The sequence below is a fragment of the Paenibacillus sp. FSL E2-0151 genome (assembly GCF_037993015.1).
GTDB lineage: Bacteria > Bacillota > Bacilli > Paenibacillales > Paenibacillaceae > Paenibacillus > Paenibacillus amylolyticus.
Window position 1 is genome coordinate 6,160,234 of the sequence record NZ_CP150308.1, and the last position, 24,715, is coordinate 6,184,948.

The 24,715-nt window shown below is 46.9% G+C and carries 27 protein-coding genes, 13 tRNA genes and 4 rRNA genes; 3 read left to right on the forward strand and 41 right to left on the reverse strand.

What is annotated here, in order from left to right; all coding sequences use genetic code 11:
• Positions 1-45 precede the first annotated feature (45 nt).
• The 19 genes from MHI55_RS27330 to MHI55_RS27420 all read right to left on the reverse strand — a co-directional run bounded on the left by MHI55_RS27330 (position 46) and on the right by MHI55_RS27420 (position 7,893).
• Positions 46-116, reverse strand: a tRNA-Gly gene (locus MHI55_RS27330).
• A gap of 11 nt (positions 117-127) precedes the next feature.
• Positions 128-201, reverse strand: a tRNA-Pro gene (locus MHI55_RS27335).
• A gap of 15 nt (positions 202-216) precedes the next feature.
• A tRNA-Arg gene (locus tag MHI55_RS27340) sits at positions 217-293 on the reverse strand.
• 8 nt (positions 294-301) lie between these two features.
• Positions 302-376: transfer RNA gene (locus MHI55_RS27345), tRNA-Gly, on the reverse strand.
• 10 nt (positions 377-386) lie between these two features.
• A tRNA-Leu gene (locus MHI55_RS27350) sits at positions 387-467 on the reverse strand.
• Between the two features lie 6 nt (positions 468-473).
• Positions 474-549: transfer RNA gene (locus tag MHI55_RS27355), tRNA-Lys, on the reverse strand.
• Between the two features lie 9 nt (positions 550-558).
• Positions 559-633 (reverse strand) — tRNA-Gln (locus MHI55_RS27360).
• A 9-nt stretch (positions 634-642) separates the two neighbouring features.
• A tRNA-Val gene (locus MHI55_RS27365) sits at positions 643-718 on the reverse strand.
• Between the two features lie 7 nt (positions 719-725).
• A tRNA-Glu gene (locus MHI55_RS27370) sits at positions 726-797 on the reverse strand.
• A gap of 10 nt (positions 798-807) precedes the next feature.
• A tRNA-Thr gene (locus MHI55_RS27375) sits at positions 808-880 on the reverse strand.
• Positions 881-883: 3 nt separating this feature from the next.
• Positions 884-959 (reverse strand) — tRNA-Asn (locus MHI55_RS27380).
• Positions 960-1,043: 84 nt separating this feature from the next.
• A 5S ribosomal RNA gene (gene rrf, locus MHI55_RS27385) occupies positions 1,044-1,160 on the reverse strand.
• A 79-nt stretch (positions 1,161-1,239) separates the two neighbouring features.
• Positions 1,240-4,165, reverse strand: a 23S ribosomal RNA gene (locus MHI55_RS27390).
• A 206-nt stretch (positions 4,166-4,371) separates the two neighbouring features.
• Positions 4,372-4,447, reverse strand: a tRNA-Ala gene (locus tag MHI55_RS27395).
• Between the two features lie 22 nt (positions 4,448-4,469).
• Positions 4,470-4,546 (reverse strand) — tRNA-Ile (locus MHI55_RS27400).
• A 36-nt stretch (positions 4,547-4,582) separates the two neighbouring features.
• Positions 4,583-4,699 (reverse strand): 5S ribosomal RNA (gene rrf / locus MHI55_RS27405).
• 158 nt (positions 4,700-4,857) lie between these two features.
• A 16S ribosomal RNA gene (locus MHI55_RS27410) occupies positions 4,858-6,410 on the reverse strand.
• The 16S, 23S and 5S rRNA genes sit together here with 13 tRNA genes alongside, the layout of an rRNA operon.
• Before the next feature lie 479 nt (positions 6,411-6,889).
• Positions 6,890-7,120, reverse strand: a complete 231-nt coding sequence (locus MHI55_RS27415) for a hypothetical protein (RefSeq protein ID WP_017692114.1) — start codon at positions 7,118-7,120, stop codon at positions 6,890-6,892.
• 155 nt (positions 7,121-7,275) lie between these two features.
• Complete coding sequence (locus MHI55_RS27420; RefSeq protein WP_036607221.1) at positions 7,276-7,893, reverse strand: stage II sporulation protein M; 618 nt, start codon at positions 7,891-7,893, stop codon at positions 7,276-7,278.
• Between the two features lie 122 nt (positions 7,894-8,015).
• Here MHI55_RS27420 and pdaB point away from each other — a divergent pair, with 122 nt between their 5' ends.
• Positions 8,016-8,792, forward strand: a complete 777-nt coding sequence (pdaB, locus tag MHI55_RS27425; protein WP_036607219.1) for a polysaccharide deacetylase family sporulation protein PdaB — start codon at positions 8,016-8,018, stop codon at positions 8,790-8,792.
• A 100-nt stretch (positions 8,793-8,892) separates the two neighbouring features.
• Here the strand turns inward: pdaB and MHI55_RS27430 are convergent, their stop codons facing one another.
• Positions 8,893-9,525 carry a KinB-signaling pathway activation protein gene (locus tag MHI55_RS27430; RefSeq protein WP_340387703.1) on the reverse strand — a complete coding sequence of 211 codons (633 nt, stop codon included), beginning with the start codon at positions 9,523-9,525 and terminating at the stop codon, positions 8,893-8,895.
• Between the two features lie 125 nt (positions 9,526-9,650).
• On the opposite strand from MHI55_RS27430, the gene gerD reads away from it, so the two are divergent.
• Positions 9,651-10,403 (forward strand): spore germination lipoprotein GerD, encoded by a 753-nt coding sequence (gene gerD / locus MHI55_RS27435; protein ID WP_340387705.1) that lies wholly within the window; start codon positions 9,651-9,653, stop codon positions 10,401-10,403.
• An 88-nt stretch (positions 10,404-10,491) separates the two neighbouring features.
• Here gerD and MHI55_RS27440 read toward each other — a convergent pair whose 3' ends face one another.
• The 4 genes from MHI55_RS27440 to MHI55_RS27455 form a co-directional block, all read right to left on the reverse strand.
• The gene (locus MHI55_RS27440; RefSeq protein WP_074096559.1) at positions 10,492-11,592 is read right to left on the reverse strand and encodes an Mrp/NBP35 family ATP-binding protein; all 1,101 of its coding nucleotides are present in this window, start codon (positions 11,590-11,592) and stop codon (positions 10,492-10,494) included.
• A gap of 79 nt (positions 11,593-11,671) precedes the next feature.
• Positions 11,672-12,427 carry an N-acetylmuramoyl-L-alanine amidase CwlD gene (cwlD, locus tag MHI55_RS27445; protein WP_339191225.1) on the reverse strand — a complete coding sequence of 252 codons (756 nt, stop codon included), beginning with the start codon at positions 12,425-12,427 and terminating at the stop codon, positions 11,672-11,674.
• A gap of 68 nt (positions 12,428-12,495) precedes the next feature.
• Complete coding sequence (gene sat, locus MHI55_RS27450; protein WP_339195719.1) at positions 12,496-13,665, reverse strand: sulfate adenylyltransferase; 1,170 nt, start codon at positions 13,663-13,665, stop codon at positions 12,496-12,498.
• 23 nt (positions 13,666-13,688) lie between these two features.
• Positions 13,689-14,381, reverse strand: coding sequence for a phosphoadenylyl-sulfate reductase (locus tag MHI55_RS27455; RefSeq protein ID WP_076320297.1), 693 nt, complete (start codon positions 14,379-14,381; stop codon positions 13,689-13,691).
• A 203-nt stretch (positions 14,382-14,584) separates the two neighbouring features.
• On the opposite strand from MHI55_RS27455, the gene MHI55_RS27460 reads away from it, so the two are divergent.
• The gene (locus MHI55_RS27460) at positions 14,585-14,776 is read left to right on the forward strand and encodes a hypothetical protein (protein WP_340387708.1); all 192 of its coding nucleotides are present in this window, start codon (positions 14,585-14,587) and stop codon (positions 14,774-14,776) included.
• Positions 14,777-15,231: 455 nt separating this feature from the next.
• Here MHI55_RS27460 and rpsI read toward each other — a convergent pair whose 3' ends face one another.
• The 17 genes from rpsI to rplR all read right to left on the reverse strand — a co-directional run bounded on the left by rpsI (position 15,232) and on the right by rplR (position 24,674).
• A complete protein-coding gene (gene rpsI / locus MHI55_RS27465) occupies positions 15,232-15,624 on the reverse strand; it encodes a 30S ribosomal protein S9 (protein ID WP_017692105.1) in 393 nt (130 codons plus the stop codon).
• A gap of 19 nt (positions 15,625-15,643) precedes the next feature.
• Positions 15,644-16,081: a 50S ribosomal protein L13 gene (rplM, locus tag MHI55_RS27470; RefSeq protein ID WP_024633564.1), complete on the reverse strand. Its 438-nt coding sequence runs from the start codon at positions 16,079-16,081 to the stop codon at positions 15,644-15,646.
• Between the two features lie 205 nt (positions 16,082-16,286).
• Positions 16,287-17,060 (reverse strand): tRNA pseudouridine(38-40) synthase TruA, encoded by a 774-nt coding sequence (gene truA / locus MHI55_RS27475; protein WP_076216861.1) that lies wholly within the window; start codon positions 17,058-17,060, stop codon positions 16,287-16,289.
• A gap of 159 nt (positions 17,061-17,219) precedes the next feature.
• Positions 17,220-17,585, reverse strand: a complete 366-nt coding sequence (rplQ, locus tag MHI55_RS27480) for a 50S ribosomal protein L17 (RefSeq protein ID WP_017692102.1) — start codon at positions 17,583-17,585, stop codon at positions 17,220-17,222.
• A 34-nt stretch (positions 17,586-17,619) separates the two neighbouring features.
• A complete protein-coding gene (locus MHI55_RS27485) occupies positions 17,620-18,564 on the reverse strand; it encodes a DNA-directed RNA polymerase subunit alpha (RefSeq protein WP_017692101.1) in 945 nt (314 codons plus the stop codon).
• A gap of 136 nt (positions 18,565-18,700) precedes the next feature.
• Positions 18,701-19,096, reverse strand: coding sequence for a 30S ribosomal protein S11 (gene rpsK / locus MHI55_RS27490; RefSeq protein ID WP_017692100.1), 396 nt, complete (start codon positions 19,094-19,096; stop codon positions 18,701-18,703).
• Positions 19,097-19,115: 19 nt separating this feature from the next.
• Positions 19,116-19,484 carry a 30S ribosomal protein S13 gene (gene rpsM, locus MHI55_RS27495; protein ID WP_036607200.1) on the reverse strand — a complete coding sequence of 123 codons (369 nt, stop codon included), beginning with the start codon at positions 19,482-19,484 and terminating at the stop codon, positions 19,116-19,118.
• A 20-nt stretch (positions 19,485-19,504) separates the two neighbouring features.
• Positions 19,505-19,618 carry a 50S ribosomal protein L36 gene (gene rpmJ / locus MHI55_RS27500; RefSeq protein ID WP_003333770.1) on the reverse strand — a complete coding sequence of 38 codons (114 nt, stop codon included), beginning with the start codon at positions 19,616-19,618 and terminating at the stop codon, positions 19,505-19,507.
• A 152-nt stretch (positions 19,619-19,770) separates the two neighbouring features.
• Positions 19,771-19,986, reverse strand: a complete 216-nt coding sequence (gene infA, locus MHI55_RS27505) for a translation initiation factor IF-1 (RefSeq protein ID WP_017692098.1) — start codon at positions 19,984-19,986, stop codon at positions 19,771-19,773.
• Between the two features lie 3 nt (positions 19,987-19,989).
• The gene (locus tag MHI55_RS27510) at positions 19,990-20,298 is read right to left on the reverse strand and encodes a KOW domain-containing RNA-binding protein (RefSeq protein ID WP_036607194.1); all 309 of its coding nucleotides are present in this window, start codon (positions 20,296-20,298) and stop codon (positions 19,990-19,992) included.
• Positions 20,299-20,308: 10 nt separating this feature from the next.
• The gene (gene map, locus MHI55_RS27515; protein ID WP_036607191.1) at positions 20,309-21,061 is read right to left on the reverse strand and encodes a type I methionyl aminopeptidase; all 753 of its coding nucleotides are present in this window, start codon (positions 21,059-21,061) and stop codon (positions 20,309-20,311) included.
• A gap of 3 nt (positions 21,062-21,064) precedes the next feature.
• Entirely contained in the window at positions 21,065-21,709 is a 645-nt protein-coding gene (locus tag MHI55_RS27520; RefSeq protein ID WP_036607188.1) for an adenylate kinase, read from the reverse strand.
• A gap of 90 nt (positions 21,710-21,799) precedes the next feature.
• Positions 21,800-23,098, reverse strand: a complete 1,299-nt coding sequence (gene secY / locus MHI55_RS27525) for a preprotein translocase subunit SecY (protein WP_017692094.1) — start codon at positions 23,096-23,098, stop codon at positions 21,800-21,802.
• Entirely contained in the window at positions 23,098-23,538 is a 441-nt protein-coding gene (gene rplO, locus MHI55_RS27530; protein ID WP_017692093.1) for a 50S ribosomal protein L15, read from the reverse strand. The genes secY and rplO overlap by 1 nt, the downstream gene beginning before the upstream one ends.
• A gap of 43 nt (positions 23,539-23,581) precedes the next feature.
• Entirely contained in the window at positions 23,582-23,767 is a 186-nt protein-coding gene (gene rpmD / locus MHI55_RS27535; protein WP_017692092.1) for a 50S ribosomal protein L30, read from the reverse strand.
• Positions 23,768-23,780: 13 nt separating this feature from the next.
• Positions 23,781-24,278 carry a 30S ribosomal protein S5 gene (gene rpsE / locus MHI55_RS27540; RefSeq protein WP_017692091.1) on the reverse strand — a complete coding sequence of 166 codons (498 nt, stop codon included), beginning with the start codon at positions 24,276-24,278 and terminating at the stop codon, positions 23,781-23,783.
• A gap of 27 nt (positions 24,279-24,305) precedes the next feature.
• Positions 24,306-24,674, reverse strand: coding sequence for a 50S ribosomal protein L18 (gene rplR, locus MHI55_RS27545; RefSeq protein WP_017692090.1), 369 nt, complete (start codon positions 24,672-24,674; stop codon positions 24,306-24,308).
• Positions 24,675-24,715: the final 41 nt, after the last annotated feature.

Genomic DNA, 24,715 nt, shown 5'->3' on the forward strand with positions numbered 1-24,715 from the left:
AAAAGAGCCTCTGCATCTGCAAAGGCTCTTTCATTATGTCCTGTAAGCGGGTGATGGGAATCGAACCCACGCTATTAGCTTGGAAGGCTAAAGTTCTACCATTGAACTACACCCGCATAAAAAAAAATCGGGATGACACGATTTGAACATGCGACCCCCTGGTCCCAAACCAGGTGCTCTACCAAGCTGAGCTACATCCCGATACTAAAAAAATAATGGCGCGCCCTGAGAGATTCGAACTCCCGGCCTTTTGATTCGTAGTCAAACGCTCTATCCAGCTGAGCTAAGGGCGCAAAAATATTGGAGCGGAAGACGGGAATCGAACCCGCGACCCTCGCCTTGGCAAGGCGATGCTCTACCGCTGAGCCACTTCCGCAAATAAAGGATGCGCGTGGAGGGACTTGAACCCCCACGTCAAAGACGCTAGATCCTAAGTCTAGTGCGTCTGCCAATTCCGCCACACGCGCATATGATGGTGAGTCATGAAGGGCTCGAACCTTCGACACCCTGATTAAAAGTCAGGTGCTCTACCAACTGAGCTAATGACTCATACTAAAATGGCTGGGGATATAGGATTTGAACCTATGCATGACGGAGTCAAAGTCCGTTGCCTTACCGCTTGGCTAATCCCCAATAAAAATATGGTGGAGGCTGAGGGGATCGAACCCCCGACCCTCTGCTTGTAAGGCAGATGCTCTCCCAGCTGAGCTAAGCCTCCAACTATATGACCCGTAGGGGATTCGAACCCCTGTTACCTCCGTGAAAGGGAGGTGTCTTAACCCCTTGACCAACGGGCCCCATTTCCAAAGCTCTCAACCGGGATCGAACCGGTGACCTCATCCTTACCATGGATGCACTCTACCTACTGAGCTATGAGAGCAAATGGCTCCCCGAACAGGGCTCGAACCTGTGACAACTCGATTAACAGTCGAGTGCTCTACCAACTGAGCTATCAGGGAATAATATGCATTTGCAGGGCAAATGCAATTCATCGTACAACGTCCACATGCAGAGCCTGTTTTCTATGTATGATGAAAGAGTTCGCTTGGCGGCGTCCTACTCTCCCAGGACCCTGCGGTCCAAGTACCATCGGCGCTAGAGGGCTTAACGGTCGTGTTCGGGATGGGTACGTGTGGAACCCCTCCGCCATCGCCACCAAACGCATAGCTTAGCTTACATTTCAGAGATCGTTCTCTGAAAACTAGATTCGAAACGAAACATGCGAATTACAACTTGCTATTGGATAAGCCCTCGACCGATTAGTACTGGTCAGCTCCATGCATTGCTGCACTTCCACCCCCAGCCTATCTACCTCGTCGTCTTCAAGGGGTCTTACATACTGGGAAATCTCATCTTGAGGGGGGCTTCACGCTTAGATGCTTTCAGCGTTTATCCCGTCCGTACATAGCTACCCAGCGGTGCTCCTGGCGGAACAACTGGTACACCAGCGGTACGTCCATCCCGGTCCTCTCGTACTAAGGACAGCTCCTCTCAAATTTCCTACGCCCACGACAGATAGGGACCGAACTGTCTCACGACGTTCTGAACCCAGCTCGCGTACCGCTTTAATGGGCGAACAGCCCAACCCTTGGGACCTACTTCAGCCCCAGGATGCGATGAGCCGACATCGAGGTGCCAAACCTCCCCGTCGATGTGGACTCTTGGGGGAGATAAGCCTGTTATCCCCAGGGTAGCTTTTATCCGTTGAGCGATGGCCCTTCCATGCGGTACCACCGGATCACTAAGCCCGACTTTCGTCCCTGCTCGACTTGTAGGTCTCGCAGTCAAGCTCCCTTATGCCTTTGCACTCTTCGAATGATTTCCAACCATTCTGAGGGAACCTTTGGGCGCCTCCGTTACTCTTTAGGAGGCGACCGCCCCAGTCAAACTGCCCACCTGACACTGTCCCCGCACCGGATTACGGTACCAGGTTAGAACCTAGATACGATCAGGGTGGTATCCCAACGTTGCCTCCACGCAAGCTGGCGCTCACGTTTCAAAGGCTCCCACCTATCCTGTACAGATCGTACCCAAATTCAATATCAAGCTGCAGTAAAGCTCCATGGGGTCTTTCCGTCTTGTCGCGGGTAACCTGCATCTTCACAGGTATTAAAATTTCACCGGATCTCTCGTTGAGACAGCGCCCAAGTCGTTACGCCATTCGTGCGGGTCAGAATTTACCTGACAAGGAATTTCGCTACCTTAGGACCGTTATAGTTACGGCCGCCGTTTACTGGGGCTTCGGTTCACAGCTTCGGATTGCTCCTAACCACTCCCCTTAACCTTCCAGCACCGGGCAGGCGTCAGCCCGTATACTTCGCCTTACGGCTTCGCACAGACCTGTGTTTTTGCTAAACAGTCGCTTGGGCCTTTTCACTGCGGCCCCCTCGTGCTATTCACACTACCGGGGCACCCCTTCTCCCGAAGTTACGGGGTCATTTTGCCGAGTTCCTTAACGAGAGTTCTTCCGCGCGCCTTAGAATACTCTTCTCGCCTACCTGTGTCGGTTTGCGGTACGGGCACCATCACCTGGCTAGAGGCTTTTCTTGGCAGTGTGAGATCATGACCTTCGCTACTATAATTTTCGCTCCCCATCACAGCTTAGCCTTACAATGTGCGGATTTGCCTACACATCAGCCTCACTGCTTAGACGGACATCCATCAGTCCGCGTCACTACCCTACTGCGTCCCCCCATTGCTCATAACGGCTTACGGTGGTACAGGAATTTCGACCTGTTGTCCTTCGACTACGCCTTTCGGCCTCGCCTTAGGTCCCGACTTACCCTGAGCGGACGAGCCTTCCTCAGGAACCCTTAGGCTTTCGGCGGATCAGATTCTCACTGATCTTTTCGTTACTCATACCGGCATTCTCACTTGTATAATGTCCAGCGCTCCTTACGGTACACCTTCAACCCTTATACAACGCTCCCCTACCCCTGATGCAAAGCATCAAGCCATAGCTTCGGTGGTGTGTTTAGCCCCGTTACATTTTCGGCGCAGAGTCACTCGACCAGTGAGCTATTACGCACTCTTTCAATGATGGCTGCTTCTAAGCCAACATCCTGGTTGTCTGTGCAACTCCACATCCTTTCCCACTTAACACACACTTGGGGACCTTAGCTGATGGTCTGGGCTGTTTCCCTTTTGACAATGGATCTTAGCACTCACTGTCTGACTCCCGGAAGTAAGTCTATGGCATTCGGAGTTTGACTGAGCTTGGTAACCCTTGCGGGCCCCGCACCCAATCAGTGCTCTACCTCCACGACTCTGTTTTCCGAGGCTAGCCCTAAAGCTATTTCGGGGAGAACCAGCTATCTCCGAGTTCGATTGGAATTTCTCCGCTACCCCCACCTCATCCCCGCATTTTTCAACATGCGTGGGTTCGGGCCTCCAGTGCGTGTTACCGCACCTTCACCCTGGACAGGGGTAGATCACCCGGTTTCGGGTCTACGTCCACGTACTCAGTCGCCCTATTCAGACTCGCTTTCGCTGCGGCTCCGGCTCTTCACCTTAACCTTGCACGGGAACGTAACTCGCCGGTTCATTCTACAAAAGGCACGCCATCACCCCTAAAACGGGCTCTGACTTTTTGTAAGCACACGGTTTCAGGTTCTATTTCACTCCCCTTCCGGGGTGCTTTTCACCTTTCCCTCACGGTACTGCTTCACTATCGGTCGCTAGGAAGTATTTAGCCTTGGCAGATGGTCCTGCCGGATTCATACGGGGTTTCACGTGCCCCGCACTACTCGGGATCCGTCTCGGAGGGAACCAACTTTCAACTACAGGGCTTTTACCTTCTTTGGCGGGCCTTTCCAGACCTCTTCGCTTAACCGGTTCCTTTGTAACTCCATGTGAGACGTCCCACAACCCCAAAGAGCAAGCTCTTTGGTTTGGGCTTCTCCGCGTTCGCTCGCCGCTACTGACGGAATCACTATTGTTTTCTCTTCCTCAGGGTACTTAGATGTTTCAGTTCCCCTGGTATGCCTCTACATAACCTATGTATTCAGTTATGAGTAACTGGAAATTACCCCAGCTGGGTTTCCCCATTCGGACACCCCCGGATCAAAGCTTGCTTACAGCTCCCCGAGGCAGTTTCGTTGTTCGCCACGTCCTTCATCGGCTCCTAGCGCCTAGGCATCCTCCGTGTGCTCTTAGTAGCTTAACCATTTTGTTCCGGTTTCGGTCGCTCGCTTCCCTTGTTTTGCTTGCGCAAAGCCAAAAGTCGCTCTCACCCGATACCCTCACAAAAGCAATTTAACTACCTTTATACACTTGACTTGTTTGCACAAGTTCAGCTTAAAGGAATGTTCTAATTCGCGTTTGTTTCGTTTCGATATCTAGTTTTCAAAGAACAAACTTGTAAAATATTTTTGGTGGAGCCAAGCGGGATCGAACCGCTGACCTCCTGCTTGCAAGGCAGGCGCTCTCCCAGCTGAGCTATGGCCCCATATAAAGTTTAAAGGTATAGATGGTGGGCCCTGGTGGACTCGAACCACCGGCCTCACCCTTATCAGAGGTGCGCTCTAACCAACTGAGCTAAGGGCCCACATTATATATACTTTTTGAACCCAAAATGGGTTACGCTTGGCGGCGTTCTACTCTCCCAGGACCCTGCGGTCCAAGTACCATTGACGCTGAAGGGCTTAACGGTCGTGTTCGGGATGGGAACGTGTGGAACCCCTTCGCTATCGCCACCAAACGTTTGAGAGTTTGAGCTCTCAAAACTGAGCAACGAGTGAGTTGCTTGTGCTCTTCATTTCATCCACACCGAAGTGACGGACCGAAATGAAGAGCTGTTGCAGGTTCTAAGAACCTGCATATTTGAATGTTTCCGTTGCAGGAAACGATTCTCCATAGAAAGGAGGTGATCCAGCCGCACCTTCCGATACGGCTACCTTGTTACGACTTCACCCCAATCATCTATCCCACCTTCGGCGGCTGGCTCCTTGCGGTTACCCCACCGACTTCGGGTGTTATAAACTCTCGTGGTGTGACGGGCGGTGTGTACAAGACCCGGGAACGTATTCACCGCGGCATGCTGATCCGCGATTACTAGCAATTCCGACTTCATGCAGGCGAGTTGCAGCCTGCAATCCGAACTGAGACCGGCTTTGTTGGGATTGGCTCCATCTCGCGATTTCGCAGCCCGTTGTACCGGCCATTGTAGTACGTGTGTAGCCCAGGTCATAAGGGGCATGATGATTTGACGTCATCCCCACCTTCCTCCGGTTTGTCACCGGCAGTCTATCTAGAGTGCCCATCCGAAATGCTGGCAACTAAATATAAGGGTTGCGCTCGTTGCGGGACTTAACCCAACATCTCACGACACGAGCTGACGACAACCATGCACCACCTGTCTCCTCTGTCCCGAAGGAAAGATACATCTCTGCATCGATCAGAGGGATGTCAAGACCTGGTAAGGTTCTTCGCGTTGCTTCGAATTAAACCACATACTCCACTGCTTGTGCGGGTCCCCGTCAATTCCTTTGAGTTTCAGTCTTGCGACCGTACTCCCCAGGCGGAGTGCTTAATGTGTTAACTTCGGCACCAAGGGTATCGAAACCCCTAACACCTAGCACTCATCGTTTACGGCGTGGACTACCAGGGTATCTAATCCTGTTTGCTCCCCACGCTTTCGCGCCTCAGCGTCAGTTACAGCCCAGAGAGTCGCCTTCGCCACTGGTGTTCCTCCACATATCTACGCATTTCACCGCTACACGTGGAATTCCACTCTCCTCTTCTGCACTCAAGTCACCCAGTTTCCAGTGCGATCCGGGGTTGAGCCCCGGGATTAAACACCAGACTTAAATGACCGCCTGCGCGCGCTTTACGCCCAATAATTCCGGACAACGCTTGCCCCCTACGTATTACCGCGGCTGCTGGCACGTAGTTAGCCGGGGCTTTCTTCTCAGGTACCGTCACCTTGAGAGCAGTTACTCTCCCAAGCGTTCTTCCCTGGCAACAGAGCTTTACGATCCGAAAACCTTCATCACTCACGCGGCATTGCTCCGTCAGGCTTTCGCCCATTGCGGAAGATTCCCTACTGCTGCCTCCCGTAGGAGTCTGGGCCGTGTCTCAGTCCCAGTGTGGCCGATCACCCTCTCAGGTCGGCTACGCATCGTCGCCTTGGTGAGCCGTTACCTCACCAACTAGCTAATGCGCCGCAGGCCCATCCCCAAGTGACAGATTGCTCCGTCTTTCCAGTTCTCTTCAGGCGAAGAAAACAATTATTCGGTATTAGCTACCGTTTCCGGTAGTTGTCCCAAACTTGAGGGCAGGTTGCCTACGTGTTACTCACCCGTCCGCCGCTAAGTATCAAGGAAGCAAGCTTCCTATCAACTCCGCTCGACTTGCATGTATTAGGCATGCCGCCAGCGTTCGTCCTGAGCCAGGATCAAACTCTCCAATAAAGTATTGAAAAGAGCGATAAGCTCATTTTGAATCTGACGAGATTAAAAATCTCATTTGTGCTCCAGTCGACCCAAGCCAAGGCTTGTCTCAAACTTTCGCGTTCATTCTGCAAGCAGAATGTTTACTCACTCGTTGTTCAGTTTTCAAAGATCAAACATTCAATTTAGTGCTGTTTTTCATGTTGTCGTCGTTTCAGCGGCGACTTTTATAATATATCATGTTGAAGTTCTCTTTGCAAGCATTATTTTTTCGATTATTTTCAATCGCTTTATTTTCATGCTTGTTTCCGTGAACCGCTTCTAAAAAAGGAACGAAAATTAATTTACCATATGAAATTAGAAAGGTCAACCCTTTTTCGACAAAAAGTATGAACCCCTCAGCAATTTCACATTCTCATAGTTCAGAGGTACAGCACCCGCTATGAAGAGCCGCACCTCCCTTCCACTACTGTAAATCGAATATATGACCAGCTTCAGCATTATGGCTTCGACTTTTTCAGCTTCCCACCTCTGGCGTACTTGGACAACTCTTTTGGCGGGGCAAAGCGTGCATACATGCGGAACACAGTCTTATATCGGCTCGCGATAGCATATTTGATCTCTTGGTCAAGACGATTATCACTTAGATCGAAAAGCATCTCATCTAATTCTTTACGCAGCACATAGTCTAGTTCCTTGCATTCCTTCTCGTTAAACAACATACCCAGCATTAGAGTTCTCCTTTTTGTGCATAGCCTCTTTATCACACTTACACAAGTTTCATGCAACACCCCGTGCATTCTCGCTTTTGTGGGTGCTGCTGAAACCCGTTTTATTGTTATGGTCAACTTTCTGAAAATTTATGAATGCTAACCATCACAAAATTTTATCCTCTCACCAGAGTATACGTAAGTGTGCTTTCGATGATTGCTGCAACAAGAAGCAAGATGACAACCCAGAAGGATGCCGTTAACGTCCTATTCATGAATGCTCTCCACCGGGTACCCATCGTATTTCGCTTGTCACTTCCAAGTTGTGCAAGGCTTTTAATAACCAGACCACCAAACTTCAGTCCGAAGGCGCAAGCAATGATAATGACCGGAATCTCAATAATACCATGCGGAAGTAAACCTTTAACCACAATGTCATAGAAGCTTGCTCCATAATTCATCGTGGTGTGCACCACAAATCCAAGGACCATCCCATTGATCAGCAGGAAGATGACAGGCAGAATTCCAAAGAATATACCGGCATAGATAACAAGTACACTTTTGATAGCATTATTGAAAAAGATAAACAGGAAGAAGTTCCATTGCACATTGCCCCCCTGCTCCAGCCGTTCACTGACTTCACGTAATCCTCCGATTTGGTTCAACAACAGTTCTTCCAGTGGCCCTGTACTCACCCATCCTGCCCCTATACCAACAGCAAACAAAACTACGGACCAGATTAATGCACTACGGATGGAACCAAGATCTTTAAGAAATGTACTGAATTTTAACATAATAACCTCCTGTAGAATCTAAAATGATGGACAAACAAGGATCAGTGACGAATAACTGGGCAGTACGAGCATACATTGGAGAGTAAACAAGCATTTCTTATGGGAGAGGGGCGCTTATTGAAATGAACTCGTTCTATGTATTTAGCGGCAAAAAGATTAAACGGTACCTGATTGTCCTCGTTGCTGCCATCTTTGCGATCGGTATTATCTATCTGGAGAGAGGCAATGTCTCCGTATTCTCGGAGGAAGCACCATCCGCCGTCTACAGCGTTCCAACCGAGAAGAAGGTAATCGCACTCACCTTTGACATTAGCTGGGGGGATAAACGGACGGAGCCAATTCTGAAAGTTCTTCAGGAGAATAAAGTGCAGAAGGCAACCTTTTTCCTTTCCTCCCCCTGGAGCAAGACACACCCCGAAATTGTTACTGCCATCAAAGAGGCAGGATATGAAATTGGCAGCCATGGTCACAGACATGAGAACTACAGCAGCCTGACTGAAGAAGAAATTCGCAAAGAAATTTCGACAGCTCATAGCATTTTAACCGATTTAACGGGAAAAGAACCGAAATTACTACGTCTGCCCAACGGGGACTTTGACAAGCGAGTGCTTCAGGTAGCCAATAGTCTGAATTATCAGGTTGTGCAGTGGGATACAGACTCCTTGGATTGGAAAAACCCTGGTGTACAGACCATTGTTGATCGCGTAGTAAGCAAGGCACATCCAGGGGACATCGTACTGCTGCATGCAAGCGATTCCTCCAAACAAACGCATGAAGCACTGCCTGTCATTATCGACAAGTTGAAAAATCAGGGCTATGAATTTGTTACCGTGTCTGAGTTGCTCAACCATTCTAGTGTCGAGGGCAAAGAAGTTCGTGACCAAGCCAGCGGTCAATGATTACTAGATCATTTGAGCCATAGCTCAAATAGGTGCGTAAAAGTTGAAAAGAGCTAACCAGGTTAGCTCTTTTTGGTATGTTTTTTATACAAAATGAATTCTATGCTTGGCTTTCTTTCAACTGTTCTGCCTTTCCACTTAAACTCCGGTTCGTCGATACATCCACCAGCCTGTGCAATATCAGCATTTGGTATGCATTACATAGGAGCAAGGGAACCACAATAAATATGGTTGCAGCATTCACATCAATACGTAATACGCCGATCGTCTCCACTATGGTGACGGCAATCATGAAAAAGAGTGTAGGTACGAGCGCAGAGATATGAGTCAGCTTTACTTTAACGTAAGCGGTAACAATTGCAGCTGCCAAAATAATGATACCTAACACAATATCCGATATGCGTTCCCGGTCTCCCCCAACAAACAGGCGTAAAAACATCACGTCAAGCAGGGCTAACACCGTTAGTACAATCTGCACGATCTGCCAACCGCGCTTTGGAAATACACCTTTACCCATATAATTCAATATCAGATATGCAAAGAAACCCATTTGTGAATACACGCTGATCATAACCCCTGATCCAAATAAGATCAAAAGATACAGAAGAAAATCATTCAATCCATTTGTTTTCTCCCCGTTCACCAGCATCATAATCAATCCTGTACCCAATGCTCCCGCGGCCCCAATAAGCAAGGCTGTCCAAAACAGGAAAAACCATCTACGTAAATTCAAAAGTTTTCCACCCCCGAGTGTTTATTTTACCAACCTTCTCAGCAAAAAACCATCATTGCTCAACATATTTCCCCCTTTCCCATCACATACTACATCCAGTATCTAATCAAGGAGGGATTGTACACATGAAACGGCCTTTGTGGCAGCTATGCTGTGTCGTACTGGGGCTATCCGTCATGCTTGCCGGCTGCGGTTCAGATCAGAGTTCTTCGCCTCCTCAGGGCAGTTATAAAGAGATGAAAACAATGGTTGTAGATATTTTGAAAAGTGATGAAGGCAAGAAAGCGGTGGAGGAAGCTCTTACAGGTCAAAGCTCATCCAGCGGAAGCAGCGGTTCTGAAGAAGGTGGCGGTTCGGGTGGTGCTTCAGGATCCATTGGTATGAAAATGTTAATGCCTGTGCAATCTTCGGAACAAATACGTATTGCAGTAAAAGATACCATCACAGCTCCCGAATATAAGAAGGAATTCGAAAAGATCATGACCGATCCGCAGTTTGCGGGTGAATTTGCCAAAGTGATCAACGCACAAAGTAAACAACTTCATATGCAATTGATTAAAGATCCCACATATCAAAAGTCTGTTGAAGACATCATGAAGTCACCTGAGGTATCCAAGATGTTCATGGATATGACGAAGACTCCGGATTATCGTAAACAGACGATGACTGTCATGCAGGAAGTGATGCAAAACCCGTTGTTCCGCATGGAAGTACTCACTTTGCTCAAGAAGGTAGTACAGGAGGAATTGCAACCCAAAGTAGAAAGTGGCGGACAACAGGGGCAAGAGCAAGGCGGACAGCAAGAGGGTCAGGGCGAAGGTGGTGGTGGTGATGGCGGCGATGGTGGAAGCAGTGGAGATTCGGGCGGCGGATCATAAACAGTAGGTGTTAATACGCACCACAGATACTGAAAAGCCTGCATCCAAATGGACGCAGGCTTTATTTGTATTAATAACACTCATACCATTAGAATTTGGATTCGATGGACCTGGCAACTTCATCGTAGATAGCCCCTATACGGGAATCTGCTTTGTAAACAGAAGGTGAGAAATCAGGCTCGGAAGGATGATTATCCGGCGTGCCTAATGGAATCTGGGCAAGCAAGCTTGTATGCAGACTTTCCGCAAGTCTTCCCCCGCCTCCACGACCAAAGACATAATCCTTCTCTCCGCAACTGCCGCACTCATAATAAGCCATATTCTCAACCACACCAAGTAACTCATGATCGGTCTGAATGGCCATTGCACCCGCACGTGCTGCGACAAAAGCTGCCGTTGCATGCGGCGTGGTAACGATGATTTCCTTGCTCTGTGGCAACATCTGATGCACATCCAAAGCAACATCTCCCGTACCTGGTGGCAAATCCAGTAATATATAATCCAATTCGCCCCACTGGACATCCGTAAAGAATTGACGCAACATCCGACCTAGCATGGGTCCACGCCAGATTACCGGATTGTTCTCCCGAATAAAGAAGCCCATCGACATGACTTTGACGCCAAAACGTTCAACCGGTTGAATAACGCCATCTTCAACGACCGGATATTCTTCAATCCCCATCATGTCGGGTACACTGAAGCCATAGATATCCGCATCAATTAAGCCCACTTTCTTGCCTTGACGTGCCAAGGCTGCAGCCAGATTAACGGTTACCGTTGATTTACCAACGCCACCTTTACCACTGGCCACAGCAATAAAACGAACACCTGATTCAGGACTTAACAGCTCATGTCCATCCAGACCCGCTGCGTGACCTTTTACGAGCACTTCGTCCCGATCTGGCTCATTATCGGGTTGTCCCATATTCAGGCTCTCACGATCATGCTCAGAAGCTGCACGCACACGAATATGTACATCCTTCAGTCCGTGCTGGGACAACAGATTACGCGCTGCATCACTCAAAGCTGTTGTATCCTCAGGTCGATTTTCGAGTGTCACTATGGTCAGAGCCACATGATTTTCTTTCACCATAATATCTCGAAACCATTCCAGTTCGGTCAGACTTACTCCCAATTGTGGTTCTTGTAATGGCTGTAATAGTTCAAGTATCTGTTCTTTTGATAACATCAGACAGCACCTCAGCTTTATCTATTGGCATGTAATTAGGTATGCTGATCCAATTATATCATTACCTTTCTTGTTATGACTAACTTTTAGGCCGTTCTCCTGAGGAATATCTGAGAATTCCATTATAGATCGATGCAGCTACCTTGCGTTGATAAGCTTCGTCAGCAAGCATACGTGCCTCTTCCGGATGAGAAAGGAAACCCACTTCTACCAGCGCTGAAGGGATCTTCAGAGCCTGTAACAGATAAACCGTATTCACCGTTTTGGCGATTCGATCTGTATTCTCCAGATTACGAACCATCTCTTGTTGAAGCAGATTAGCCAAACCTTCGTTATCCGCATGGTTAGTTGTATAGAAAACCTGCGCTCCACTCCATCGGTTGGATGGGACACTGTTCATGTGAATGCTGATAAAGAGATCTGCTTGCTTATCCTCTATCCGTCGTACTCTTTGTTTCAGATCTTCCGTCTTGCGTTTGGAGTACCCCTTGGTGTCCGATTCCGCCAAATCAGTGTCTATTTCTCGTGTCATAACCACTAAGGCCCCTGCCTGTTGCAAATAATCTCTCACATACAGGGCGATAGACAGGTTGATATCTTTTTCAATAACCCCCTGTTTACTTACCGCTCCTCCATCTGGACCTCCGTGTCCTGCATCAATGGCAATGACCTTACCTGCCATCGGCAAACTCCAATAACCTGACGTCTTAGCGGAAGGCAGTTCATAGGACATTACCGCCACTAACATGGCCAGCAGACAGAGACTTAGCATGACCCTTTTGATTGTTTTTAACCTAATCCAGACTACAAAGTGTTTCCCCATATTTTTACGCATAAAAAAACCACCTCGTCCCTATAAATGACTCTAATCATCTATATGGGACAAGATGGACAAATATACCGCTAGGAGCGGACTTGCTCCGCCATTCCTTCAATCAGCACCTCAGCTACCTCAGGACGTGTAAATTCAGGTGGAGGGCACTGGCCGTCACGGAGCAACCCGCGTACTTTGGTGCCGGAAAGCGCCATATGATGTTCTTTATCATGTGGGCAAGTTTTGCTGGATGCCATGTTTCCACATTTGGTACAGAAGAAACTATGTTCGAAGAACAACGGAGTAATCCCCAGTTCCTCTGCTGTAAAGTTAGTAAAGATCTCCTGTGCTTCATATGTTCCATAATAATCACCAACACCCGCATGGTCACGACCAACAATAAAGTGGGTACACCCGTAATTTTTGCGAACCATCGCATGGAAAATAGCTTCACGTGGACCGGCATACCGCATGGCTGCGGGGAACACACCAAGAAACGCACGATCAGCCGGGTAATAGTTCTCCAGTAATACCAGATAACTCTTCATCCGAACATCTGCAGGTACATCGTCCGACTTCGTCTCTCCAACAAGCGGATTCAGGAAGAGTGCATCTACAATCTCCATAGCGCTCTTCTGAATGTATTCATGAGCCCGATGGACCGGATTACGTGTCTGAAAACCAACTACGGTCTTCCAACCCTTCTCCTGAAAAATCTTCCGGGTATCTGCAGGATCATAATAGAATTCTTCGAATTTCGAAGGTTTTGGACGGTTCAACACTTGGATTGGACCTCCCACGTATGTTGCAGGACGCTCCAACAGTTTTTTAACACCCGGGTGCTCGGGATCATCTGTTTTGAATACACGCCGGGCTTCTTCGCCCTGATCCACCTGGTATACACTTTGGACTTCGAGCAATCCATAAGTGACTCCATCTTGATCACCAACAAGTTTCACGCGTTCACCAATCTGGAGGGATGCGGCTTGTTTATCGTCAACAGCAAGTGTAATCGGTATACTCCAGACTGTTCCATCGGCGAGACGCATGCGAGACACCACCGAAAGGTAATCTTCCTCATTCAAGAAACCTTGAAGTGGTGAGAACGCACCTACACCAATTAGATCCAAATCTGATATTGTCCAGGTATTAATACGCAAAGAGGATAAGTTTTTACTGTCTTGCAACAATTGCTCCCGTTCTTCTCCTTGTACGATACGCTGAACCAGCGTACCTCCATGAGGCAGAATCGATGTCATCTTGTCAGCTCCTTGTATATCTATTATTTATGAAGGCCACATTCCGTTTTATCATTACCAGACCAGCGTCCGGCACGTGGGTCCTCGCCAGGCATAACTTGACGTGTGCAATGCTCACAACCAATACTTGGGTAGTTCTGATCATGAAGAGGGTTATATACAACGTTATTGTCACGAATATATTGCCATACATCCTCAGTCGTCCAGTGCGCAATCGGATTAAACTTCATCAGGCCAAATTTGGAATCATATTCAACCTTCTTTGAGTTTGCACGAGTTGGTGCTTGATCTCTGCGGATACCTGTAATCCATGCATCATACTGAGAAAGAATGCGTGTTAACGGTTCGACTTTGCGAATGTTACAGCACCCATTGGGATCAGACTTCCACAACTCTTCACCGTGCTCAGCTGCCTGCTCTTCTGGAGTAATCTTAGGTGACACACGTACAAATTCAAGGTTGTAGTTCTCCTGCATCTTATCACGTGTTTCGTATGTTTCTTTAAAGTGAAAATCTGTATCCAGATAAAAAATATCTGTGGATGGGCTGATTTTCTGCACCATATCTACAAGTACAACATCTTCTGCACCAAAGCTACATGCAAAAGTGATATTTGGGAATGTTTCAATAGCATACCGAATAATATCCTCTGGACTAGCATGTTCCAGTTCCTCTGCCTTCGTCCGTGCCAAATCTTCTTTCTCCAACAAGTTCATCTGTGAATTTCCCCCATTCTGCAATTCAATACATCTTAAAGCCGACTAATCTAATATGAATTATGTTTAGTATAAATCTTTCATTGGGGATGTCAATGCCTGCCATATGGTAAAATAAATCAGTTTTTGCCCATTACTTATCGTCGCTCTCAAACATTATTTTGGTTCAATTTATCCATTTCTCTGTTAATGAGATAAAAACAATGATATTGGCCCAGGTCATTAGACAGGTAAAAATACATCGCTTAGCCTGGGAAACCTTTGCTGTTACTGGGTTTGGACAGTTCTTGTCATCGAGAACAACATCAAAAAAACACTGGGTGATTGAAAATGAAGGAAGAAAAGCTAAAGTTTTAAGGGGAGCAACGTTGCGAATTTTAGCTGTTGATATGTAAGGGACTTTTATCGTTTCCATAAGAAATACTGATAAGGTTTGCAATAAAGAATTAAGTGCAAAAACAGTAAGCCGAGTGCATTCAAGAAATCACGCATGAGTTCTAATCGATGATTATAAAAGAGCTGTTATAAAATGTGTGGTGAGTGGTGAGTGGTGAGTGGTGAGTGGTGAGTGGTGAGTGGTGAGCGGTGAGCGGTGAGCGATGGGTATGAGCATATTCAATGATCTAAACGATTAGAGAGGTTCAGTAAAATGTGGATGTATTAACGTACATATTATAGGACTGTATTGAGGGACATTAAGGGCACATTGAAAAGGCAATGAAGGAAAAATGCAGAAGCTTGGGGAGAGACATCAGAGATATAAGAGCTACCGCATAAACTAATATAATATATGGCGTAATAATCATGAATATATAAAAAAGCCTTTGACCGAGGCCAAAGGCTTTTAATATTAACGTTTGGAGAACTGAGGTGCGCGACGAGCCGCTTTAAGACCGTATTTTTTACGTTCTTTCATACGTGGGTCACGAGTCAGGAATCCTGCTTTTTTCAGGGATGCACGGTATTCCGGATCTGCTTTGAGCAGAGCGCGGGAGATACCATGACGGATTGCGCCGGCTTGACCGGAGATTCCGCCACCATGAGCAATAACAAGAACGTCATAGTTGTTGAGCGTTTCTGTCAAGTTCAGTGGTTGTTTTACGATCAGTTTGAGTGTTTCCAAACCGAAGTATTCATTAATATCACGTTTATTGATGACAATGCGTCCTTCACCCGGTACAAGGCGAACACGTGCTACCGAATGTTTACGACGACCTGTCCCATAGTATTGTACTTGTGCCATGAAACTGTCCTCCTTTTAATTAACCGCGAAGTTCGTAAACTTCTGGTTTTTGTGCTGCATGTGGATGCTCAGTGCCTCTGTACGCTTTAAGTCTCAACTTCATTTTCTCGCCCATGCGAGTTTTAGGAAGCATACCGCGAACAGCCAATTCCAACATACGCTCAGGTTTGTTTTTAACCATCTCTTCAGCTGTAGTTACTTTCAAACCACCTGGATGCATTGAGTGACGGTAGTATTTTTTACCTTGCATTTTCTTACCAGTCAATACGATTTTCTCAGCATTGATGATAACAACGAAATCGCCAGTGTCCACATGTGGAGTGAATTGTGGCTTGTGTTTGCCGCGAATCAAAGCTGCTGCTTCGCTCGCCAAACGTCCGAGGGTTTTGCCTTCAGCATCAATGATGTGCCATTGGCGCTCAACTTCGTTAGGCTTCGCCATGTACGTAGTACGCATGAAAAGTTCCTCCTTAAAATGTTCAAAATCATCATTTTCATTTATCTTCGTTCGTTAAGTTATAACTTTAGGTGTTGATGGATTGTAAATTTGATGTGAACCTCTTAATTGGGGCTGTGGGAAAGCCATTAAGAAAACACAACTTTTATATTACATGATAGGCGATTAAATCGCAAGTGTTAATTAAGCTTTTCACTCACCAAATTCAATCTTTTTTGTATTCAAGATCCCAGAGCATTAAACCGCAGCTAACTGCAGTAGGTCCTGCAGCAGATCGATTACATGCAGCAATCATATTTGGTACATCAGAGGCTTTCCGTTTGCCCTCTCCGATCTCCAGCAGTGTCCCTACAATGATACGAACCATATGCTGCAAAAAGCCGTTACCACTCACATAAATGTGAATGACACCCTGATCGCGCGGATGGTCTCTGCACATTGATCGGTCCACTTCCATCCATGCTTCGTACACCGAACGGACATGATTCTCTTTCTGAGACTTGCGTGAAGCAAAAGAGGTAAAATCATACGTCCCTATGAAATGTCGTAAGCCCTCCTGCATTGCCATAATATCAAGCTTCGCATGATGATGATATTGCAGTCTTCTGTTAAATACATCCGGAAATTGATTCGCATTGACTGTATAACGATACGTTTTCTTTTTCGCTGCATAGCGAGAATGAAAATCAGCCGAAACTTCAATCGCATCAATAACGACAATATCGGAGGGTAATCTGGAGTTGAGTGCAATACACCAACGTTCAATCGGGATCTGGGACTCCGTAGGAAAATTGAAGATTTGTCTGCGGGCGTGAACACCTGCATCTGTTCGGCCTGAACCTGTAATTTTAACCTTCTCACCGGTTAAAGCACGAATCGCATCTTCAAGATGATCCTGAATGGTATTCCCACCCGGCTGTACTTGGAAGCCGTAATAGGCAGTGCCATCATAAGTTAACGTCATACATAAGTTTCGCATTATTACCACACCTTTGTTCCATACTATACATATCCCTATCCCGAACAGCAAAAGAAGCCCCTTACGGAGCTTCTATTACAGCACGAATTCCGAAATGAAGAGAAAAAAAGGGTTAATCCAGAATCGTTGATTCTGTCCCCTTTCCTCATCTCATCTGTTTTACGCGCGGTCTACCAGTTCCAAGTAAACCATTGGCGCTGCGTCACCACGACGAGGTCCCAGTTTCAAGATACGAGTGTATCCACCTGGACGCTCAGCGTAACGACCGGACAATTCGCTAAACAGTTTTTGGATTGCATCTTGCTCACCATCGATAGTTTCGCGGCGAACATAAGCTGCCACTTGGCGACGGGCATGAAGATCTCCCTTTTTCGCTTTAGTGATCAGTTTTTCAGCAATAGAGCGAACCTCTTTTGCTTTCGCTTCAGTTGTCTGAATGCGTTCGTATAAGAACAGGTCGGTTACCAGGTCACGGAACAAAGCTTTACGTGCGCTGGAATTACGGCCCAACTTTTGGTATGCCATTGTTTTCCCTCCTTCACTTCAAGCACTCGGCTGTCTATTCTTCTGTACGGAGTCCCAAACCAAGTTCCTCAAGCTTCTCTTGAACTTCTTCCAAAGACTTGCGTCCGAGGTTACGGACTTTCATCATGTCTTCTTCCGTTTTCGTAGTCAGCTCTTGCACGGTATTAATACCGGCACGTTTGAGGCAGTTGTAGGAACGAACAGAGAGATCCAGCTCTTCGATCGTCATTTCGAGTACTTTTTCTTTTTTGTCTTCTTCTTTTTCGACCATGATTTCTGCATCTTTCGCTTCGTCTGTAAGACCCACGAAGAGCATCAAATGCTCAGTCAAAATTTTAGCGCCGAGGCTTACAGCCTCTTCAGGACGAATACTTCCATCAGTCCAAACTTCCAACGTGAGCTTGTCATAGTTGGTCACTTGACCGACACGCGTATTTTCCACAGCGTAGTTAACGCGACTGATCGGGGTGAAGATGGAATCGACTGGGATGACGCCGATCGGCTGGTCATCGCGTTTATTCCGATCTGCCTGGACGTAGCCGCGACCGCGATTGGCAAAAATACGCATGTGAAGTCTCGAACCTGGTCCGAGCGTAGCAATGTGCAAATCCGGATTAAGGATTTCCACATCGGAGTCAGCACGGATATCTCCAGCCGTAATTGCTCCTTCGCCTTCAGCATCAATCTCGAGCACTTTCTCCTCGTCTGAATGAATCTTAAGCGACAAAGCTTTCAGGTTAAGAATAACCTCCGTTACATCTTCCATTACGCCAGGAACTGTAGCAAATTCATGCAGAACGCCATCGATTTGAACCGAAGACACTGCCGCACCCGGCAGTGACGAGAGCAAGATTCGGCGAAGCGAGTTTCCAAGCGTCGTACCGTATCCGCGCTCAAGCGGTTCTACTACGAATTTCCCATAGGTGCCATCATCGTTGACGTCTACCGTCTCAATTTTCGGCTTTTCGATTTCAATCACTGCAATACCCCTCCTTCAAAACGTCGGTCCTCTATGAAACATTTACCTTCTCTTGCGAAAACATGTAGTAGTATGCCTAAACAACCATTATTAGCAGATTGTGCCGGAAATATACCACACGCAGGGGCAAATCTCATTAGACACGACGACGTTTTGGAGGACGGCATCCGTTATGCGGGACTGGAGTTACGTCTTTGATCAGGTTAACTTCAAGACCAGCAGCTTGCAAAGAGCGGATCGCTGCTTCACGGCCTGCGCCTGGTCCTTTAACCATAACCTCAACGGCTTTCATCCCATGTTCCATTGCAGCTTTGGCAGCAGTCTCAGCAGCCATTTGTGCAGCAAACGGAGTCGATTTACGGGAACCTCTGAATCCGAGGCCGCCGGAGCTTGCCCACGAAATTGCGTTTCCGTGAGGATCCGTAATAGTAACGATAGTGTTATTGAAAGTGGAACGGATATGCGCCACGCCAGATTCAATATTCTTACGGTCACGACGTTTAGTACGTACGACTTTTTTCGGTTTAGCCATTTTCTCTTATCCCCCCTTATTATTTCTTCTTGTTCGCTACTGTACGACGAGGACCTTTACGAGTACGAGCATTCGTTTTCGTACGTTGTCCACGAACAGGCAGACCACGACGATGACGAACTCCACGGTAACAACCGATCTCCGTCAAACGTTTAATATTCAAAGAGATTTCTCGACGCAGGTCACCTTCTACTTTGACCTCTTTATCGATACTTTCACGCAATTTGCTGACTTCATCTTCCGTCAAATCACGAACACGAGTGTCCGGATTGATGCCTGTTGTGCTCAGAATTTTCTGGGAAGTCGTTTTACCGATTCCGAAAATATAAGTCAAGGCGATCTCAACGCGCTTATCACGTGGCAAATCCACACCAGATATACGTGCCATTTTACGCTACACCCCCTTCTTTAACCTTGTTTTTGTTTGTGTTTCGGATTTTCACAGATAACCATAACATTCCCTTTGCGGCGAATGACTTTGCACTTTTCGCAAATCGGCTTGACCGAAGGTCTTACCTTCATGTGAATTACCTCCTCAAAGTTTTGCTAAGCAAAACCCTCTTCGTAAGCATTGACCTTGTTCTACTATTGTAAAACCGGCTTCGAAGCTTTCGCAAGTTTTGCCGGGCAAAACCCGCTACATAAGCTTCACAGTTCATTGCAACTGTCTACTACTATTTACGGTAAGTTATGCGACCTTTTGTTAAATCATAAGGCGACAACTGAACAACTACTTTGTCTCCAGTCAGGATACGGATAAAGTGCATCCGCAGTTTTCCGGAAACGTGAGCGAGAATTTGATGACCGTTCTCAAGCTCAACCTTGAATGTTGCATTCGGTAGCGGTTCGAGAACCGTACCTTCCACTTCAATGACATCTTCCTTAGCCATTAGTCAGTCTCCTTTCTCTTCAGCTTGAATGTTGGTGGATTCCAGAAATGAATGAACCGCGTAACGGAGCTTTCCATTTGTCACCCGACCACTCTCGTTTAAACTGTTCACAACCTCGCTGCTAATCATGGGCTGGAGCTCAAGATGAAGAAGATTCTTCTTCTTTGGTTGATCAAACTTACGTTTGTCTCCATCCGCAATATATACGAACTTACCGTCCGCTATAGCAACAATTACTGCGGCTTGGTCCGCATTGCGGCCTTTACGGATCTTCACAAGTTGACCGAGCTGCGGATTAGACTGACTGTTCATGCCTCATCACCTACGCATTCAGTTTCGTGAAAATTTCCATACCATCTGGTGTAACTGCTACGGTGTGTTCAAAGTGTGCACATAACTTACCATCAACCGTGACGACAGTCCAGTTATCTTCCAACGTTTTCACATACCGTCTACCTACGTTAACCATCGGCTCTATGGCCAGCACCATGCCCGCTTTAAGCCGTGGTCCCCGATCGGGAAGACCATAGTTCGGAATCTGTGGTTCTTCGTGCAGATCTGCGCCTATGCCGTGACCGACATATTCACGAACTACGGAGAACCCTTCATCTTCAATATATTTCTGAATCGCATGAGATATTGTAAACAAGCGAACGTCCGGTTTTACCAGCGCCAGACCTGCGTATAACGAAGCCTCGGTAACGTCCAGAAGACGACGGGCTTCTTCGGAAATACGGCCGACCGGATAAGTCCAGGCGGAATCTCCATGATACCCCTGGTACTGCGCGCCAATGTCAAACGTAACGATATCGCCCTCGTTCAACTTGCGTTTGCCGGGAAATCCATGTACCAACTCTTCATTGACTGAAGCGCACACACTGGCAGGGAAACCGTTATAACCTTTGAAAGACGGCACAGCTCCTTGACTGCGGATATATTGATCAGCCATATGGTCAAGTTCTCCAGTCGTAATACCGGGAGCGATATGCTCTGCCAAGAGACGATGCGTTTCCGCAACAATTCTCCCTGCTTCCCTCATCAAGCCCAGTTCCGTTTCGGACTTACCAATGATCATCAATTAACCTCTCAGTAAGGACACGATTTCTTGAGAAACTTGATCGATATCCTGTTCTCCGTTCATTTGACGAAGAAGACCTTTAGTCTCATAGAACGTGAGGAGTGGTGCTGTTTTGTTGATATACTCGTCCAGTCGTGTACCTACACTCTCTTCATTATCATCAGAGCGTTGATACAACTCACCAGCGCATTTATCACAAATACCTTCCTGCTTAGGCGGATTGAATACCACATGATAAGTGGAACCACAGTTTTTACAAATTCGACGACCCGTCAAACGAGCGAGCAATTTGTTGCGATCCACTTTCAGGTTGATTACATGATCGAGACCTGAGTTCAATCGATCCAGAATGCCATCGAGCGCTTCTGCTTGCGAAAGGGTTCTTGGAAATCCGTCCAAGAGGAAACCTTCTCTGCAGTCAGGCTGCTGCAAACGTTCTTCAACGATGCCAATGGTTACATCATCTGGTACAAGCAATCCTTGATCCATATATTCCTTGGCTTTCATGCCAATGGGAGTTCCCTGTTTGATCGCGAGACGAAATGCATCGCCTGTTGAAATATGGGGAATACCGAACTCTTTCACGATGACGTCTGCTTGCGTTCCTTTTCCTGCCCCCGGAGGGCCCATGAATAGGATGTTCACGTTATGTCACTCCCTCCAAGACTACCCTACATCAACAAACAGCACAATAGGTGCCGGCAAGTAAATCTTCACTCGACCGGTACCTATTGCCTATTTATTGATAAAACCTTTGTAGTGGCGTTTGATCAATTGGCTTTCGATTTGCTTCATCGTATCCAGCGCAACACCGATAACGATCAGGAGGGATGTTCCTCCAATTTGCGCAGATTGAGGCAAACCAGACAGTGCCCCCAAGATTACAGGCAGAACGGAAATGACTGCCAAGAACATGGCACCGGCCATTGTCAAACGAGTCATGACACGGGTCAGATATTTCTCGGTTGCTTTACCCGGGCGAATGCCTGGGATGTAACCGCCGTTCTTTTTCATATTATCAGCCATCTGCTGTGGATTCATCTGTACGAAAGTATAGAAGAATGTGAAACCGAAGATCATCACGACATACAACAACATACCCAGAGGTTTGTGTGTAGTCAGGTTCTGTCCGATCCACTGTGCCCAAAGGCGATCTGCCCAGAAGTTGGCGATGATCGTCGGGAACATCAACAGCGATGATGCGAAGATGACAGGGATAACACCTGCTGCATTAATTTTCAGCGGGATATGTGTATTCTGTCCACCGTACATTTTGTTACCTACGACACGTTTAGCGTACTGTACCGGAATTTTCCGAATCGCCTGCTGAATGTAAATGACCCCTATGATGATCAACACAATAACAATTGCGATGATAACACCTTTAAGAATATTCATAAACAGTTGGTCAGGTTGAATGAAGTCGGATTCGATCGTTTGTTTGATAATGTTAGGCACCGTAGATAGGATACCCGCAAAGATCAAGATCGAAATCCCGTTTCCTATGCCCTTCTCGGTGATCTGCTCACCAAGCCACATCAGGAATGAAGTACCGGCCGTAAGTACAATCGCGATCAAGATATAATCTGCAAATGTAGCGTTAGGAATCATGTCTGTATTGTACAAGCGGTTGAATCCGATCGACGTACCAAACGCTTGAATCAATGCCAGGCCAATCGTTAAATAACGGGTCAATTGTGCAGATTTCTTCTTACCTTGTTCACCTTGCTTTGCCCACTCCGCTAATTTAGGAATAACGTCCATGGAAAGCAACTGTACTATGATAGACGCAGTGATGTAAGGCACGATCCCGAGCGCAAATATCGAGAACTGGAAGAGCGCTCCACCCGAGAACGTATTGAGAAGTCCAAAAACTTCTTTACCCGCAGAATTTGTCGCTTCGAACACGTCTTTGTTAACTCCCGGTACGGGAACAAAGGAGCCGATGCGGTAAATGATCAGTACAAAAAGGGTAAATAATACCCTTTTGCGCAGATCTTCAACCCGCCAGATATTCTTTAGGGTCTTGAACATTAAATCACCTCGGTTGTACCGCCGGCAGCTTCAATTTTCTCAATAGCAGATTGAGAAAACTTGTTAGCTTTAACAGTCAGCTTCACAGTGACATCACCGTTACCCAGGATTTTGATTCCGGATTTAGCGTTTTTAACTACGCCGTTCGTCATCAAGAATTCTGGAGTTACTTCAGTACCCGCAGCAAAACTGTTCAGGTCTTCAGTATTCACAACTGCATATTCTTTGCGAGTTGGGTTTACAAAACCACGTTTTGGCAAGCGACGATACAATGGATTTTGTCCACCTTCGAAGCCTGGACGTACTCCACCGCCAGAACGAGAATTTTGTCCTTTGTGACCGCGACCTGATGTTTTACCTGTACCACTACTTGGACCGCGACCAAGACGTTTACGTTCTTTGCGGGATCCAGGAGATGGTGAAAGCTCATGTAACTTCATCGTTCGTTGCACCTCCTTAAAGATTTGTGGGATTAACCCGATATTAAGCTTCTACTTCTTTAACAGCAACCAAGTGGCTTACTTTGTTAATCATACCACGGATGGCAGGATTATCGTTTTGTACCACTTTGCTATTGATTTTGCGCAAACCCAATGTTTTCACAGTTGTTCTTTGCGTCTCCGGACGTCCGATCAAGCTGCGGACGAGGGTAATTTCTAATTTAGCCATGAGAATTCCCTCCTTAACCCAGAAGCTCTTCGACGGATTTTCCGCGCAGTTTAGCCACGTCTTCAGCACGCTTCAAACGGGACAAACCTTCCAAAGTCGCATTGACCATGTTCATGGAATTCGAAGAACCCAGAGATTTTGTCAAAATGTCACCTACACCAGCAAGTTCGAGAACCGCACGTACAGGACCACCAGCGATAACACCAGTACCTTCAGATGCTGGTTTCAACAGCACGCGTCCTGCGCCGAACTTACCTGTTACCAAGTGAGGAATCGATGTTCCTACGAGTGGAACGTGTACAAGGTTTTTCTTAGCGTCTTCAATACCTTTGCGAATTGCATCAGGTACTTCGCCCGCTTTACCGATACCAGCTCCAACCCAGCCGTTGCCGTCGCCGACTACAACCAGTGCGCTAAAGCTGAAACGGCGTCCGCCTTTTACTACTTTAGCTACGCGATTAATATTTACAACTCTTTCAGTCAGTTCCAAAGTATTCGGATCTACACGCAAGTCGTTAACCTCCTTTTGAAAAATATCTTAAAACTCAAGTCCTGCTTCACGAGCCGCTTCAGCCAATGCTGCGATACGACCATGGTACAGATAACCGCTACGGTCAAATACGATGTTGGAAACACCTTTGTCTTTCGCACGTTTAGCAACGAGTTCGCCAACTTTACGAGCTGATTCAACAGATGCACCATTTTTGATGTCAGTGCTCAATTCTTTGTCTACGGTAGACGCGGAAGCGATTGTTACACCAGCAACATCATCGATGATTTGAGCATACATATGTTTACCAGAACGGAATACGTTCAAACGAGGACGTGCTGCCGTTCCTTGGATTTTCTTACGAACACGAAGGTGTCTTTTCAGACGAGCCTTATTTTTATCTGGTTTCGTAATCATCTCAAAGATTCACTCCTTTCAGGTTACCTCGCTGGCTTCAA